The organism is Alcanivorax sp. HI0083 (genome assembly GCF_001635175.1).
Genome location: NZ_LWFX01001597.1, coordinates 1 through 2,807, shown reverse-complemented (window position 1 = coordinate 2,807; position 2,807 = coordinate 1). Strand labels below are relative to the sequence as shown.

Annotated in this window: 2 protein-coding genes and 1 pseudogene; 2 read left to right on the top strand and 1 reads right to left on the bottom strand. The window is 57.9% G+C overall.

What is annotated here, in order from left to right:
* A partial coding sequence (locus A3754_RS23760; RefSeq protein WP_063521524.1) for a copper-translocating P-type ATPase occupies window positions 1–1,813 on the top strand: 1,813 nt, incomplete at its 5' end.
* Between the two features lie 9 nt (window positions 1,814–1,822).
* Window positions 1,823–2,287, top strand: a complete 465-nt coding sequence (locus A3754_RS28195; RefSeq protein ID WP_062817351.1) for a hypothetical protein — start codon at window positions 1,823–1,825, stop codon at window positions 2,285–2,287.
* A gap of 156 nt (window positions 2,288–2,443) precedes the next feature.
* Here A3754_RS28195 and A3754_RS23750 read toward each other — a convergent pair.
* Window positions 2,444–2,807, bottom strand: a pseudogene (locus A3754_RS23750) (mercuric reductase); the annotation flags it as partial.

Genomic DNA, 2,807 nt, shown 5'->3' with positions numbered 1-2,807 from the left:
CTGGAAGTCCGTCGTCAGCCGCAATCTGAACATGTTCACGCTCATTGCCATTGGTACTGGCGTGGCGCTGATCTACAGCCTGGTGGCGACACTGGCGCCCCAGATTTTCCCCGACGCCTTTCGGCAGGAAGACGGTTCTGTCGCCGTCTACTTCGAGGCGGCTGCGGTCATCGTGGTGCTGGTTCTGTTAGGCCAGGTGCTTGAACTGCGGGCCCGGGAGAAAACCTCGGGCGCGATCAAGGCGCTGCTGGATCTGGCACCGGCGACGGCCCGAAAGCTGGATGACCAGGGCGACGAGTCCGATGTGTCGCTGGATCAGGTCAAGGTGGGTGATCGCCTGCGAGTGCGCCCGGGGGACAAGGTGCCGCTGGACGGTGAGTTACTTGAAGGCAGCTCCAACGTGGATGAGTCCATGGTGACCGGTGAGCCTCTTGCAGTCAGCAAAAAGTCTGGCGACCAAGTGATTGGCGGCAGTATTAACCAACAGGGCAGCTTTATCATGCGGGCCGACAAGGTTGGCCGGGACACCATGCTTTCCCAAATCGTGCAGATGGTGGCCAGCGCCCAACGCAGCCGCGCACCGATCCAGGGGCTTGCCGATAAGGTGGCGAGCTGGTTTGTGCCCACCGTGATCCTAATTGCCATTGTTGCCTTTATAGCCTGGTCATTCCTTGGGCCGACACCGCCCATGGCGTTCGGGCTGATTGCGGCGGTCAGTGTTCTGATCATTGCCTGCCCTTGCGCACTGGGTCTGGCAACGCCGATGTCGATCATGGTAGGTGTTGGCCGCGGCGCCCAAAGTGGTGTGCTGATCCGCGATGCGGAAGCCCTTGAACGCATGGAAAAGGTAGATACGGTGGTAGTGGATAAGACCGGCACGTTGACAGAGGGGCAGCCACAAATCACCCGAATTGTTACAGCGAATGGGTACGATGACGATGCTTTGATGCGTTTTGCGGGCGGACTCGAGAAAGGCAGTGAGCATCCACTGGCCCACGCCATTCTGGACAAAGCCAAGGGCATGGAGCTGAAGCTGCCGGATGCGGAAGACTTCGATTCTCCCAACGGTAAAGGGGTAACAGGAAAAATCGACGGCAAGCGGGTGCTGCTTGGTAATCGTCTTCTCATGGAGTCGGAGAATGTCGACACCACTAAATTTGACAGCGATGCCGACGAGCATCGCAAAGATGGTGCTACCGTGATTTTTGCCGCCGTCGATGGAAAAATCGCTGGGCTGTTGGCCATCTCCGATCCCATCAAGAGAACGACCCACGCTGCTATTGTCGCGCTGCAAAAAGGCGGCATTCGAGTGGTCATGCTGACTGGCGATAACTACACCTCGGCCGAGGCGGTTGCTCGCAAATTGCATATCGATGAAGTGGAAGCGGAGGTACTGCCGGAAGATAAGGGCAAGATCGTCCAGCGTCTGAAAGATGAAGGGGGTGTTGTCGTGATGGCGGGTGATGGCGTTAACGACGCGCCTGCATTGGCAACGGCGGACGTGGGGGTGGCCATGGGCACCGGCACAGATGTGGCCATCGAAAGCGCGGGCATTACGCTGCTGCGCGGCGACTTGATGGGTATTGTAGAAGCGCGTCGTCTGTCGCTGGCGACCATGCGCAATATCCGACAGAACCTGTTCTTTGCTTTTGTGTACAACTCCGCGGGCGTTCCGATTGCGGCGGGGGTTTTGTACCCGTTCTTCGGGATACTGCTTTCACCGATCTTCGCGGCTGCTGCAATGTCGCTGTCGTCTTTCAGCGTGATTGTGAATGCATTGCGCCTGCGAGTTATCAAGCTTGGCCCTAAGTAATAATAGCTGGTGCCGTACACTATTGATCGAACCATAGAAGATGCTGATTTTGAGGCGGTTGACAAACGAGCGCGTCAGTCTCTCACGGATAACTGCTTCGGGGTGCTGATCGAAATCGACGTCAAAACCACGATGAAGGAGAAGCTGGGCACGGAAATACCTGCCTACCGGATCTTTGGGCATGCAATCCTAGGCCATCGGCGTGGAGCCTCGAGTAGGGGCTATTTTGCCATAGCTGGCGCCTTAAGCGACTTCATCCGTGATCTGTTGACCGTGATCAAGTTCCACGGGGTTTGCTCAGCCCGTTCAACTTTAATCGGGTATCCGGATTATCTGGTTGGTATGCGAGAGAGAAAGGTGGCCGACAAACTCAACCCACAACGGATTAGCTGGTTGATGGCTCGCTCAGTACGCTCACTTGCTAGAGAGCAGATACTTCACCAAACAGGCGATGCCCAGGACCAGCAGCAATAGTAGGGCAATTCCGATCACTGGCATTATCCAGCCCATCGCCCCCATCATCCCGCAATCGGGTAGTGTCGTGTTCATCGTGACAGAGCTCCCTGTGGTGTCCATGCCCAAAACCCGTGGTGCCGCCGCCCAGTGGCACCACGGTCGCGCTCATATCGTTCACCCGGCACAGCAGGACAACTGCGTCACATCCTTGGTGAAAGTCTGGGCACAGAGCTTGAGCCCTTCCACCATGGTCAGGTAGGGAAATAGCTCATTGGCGATGTCGTGTACGGTCATGCGTGCGCGTAGCGCCATCACCGCCGTCTGGATCAGCTCACCGGCTTCCCCCGCCACCGCCTGCACCCCCAGCAACCGGCCCGAGTCGCGTTCGGCCACCAGCTTGATGAAACCACCGGTGTCGAAATTCACCAGCGCACGCGGCACGTTTTCCAGGTCCAGCTCGCGGGTATCGACGCTGAAGCCTTGCTCGATGGCCTCGGCTTCCGTCAGGCCGACGGTGGCCACCTGGGGGTCGGTGAAG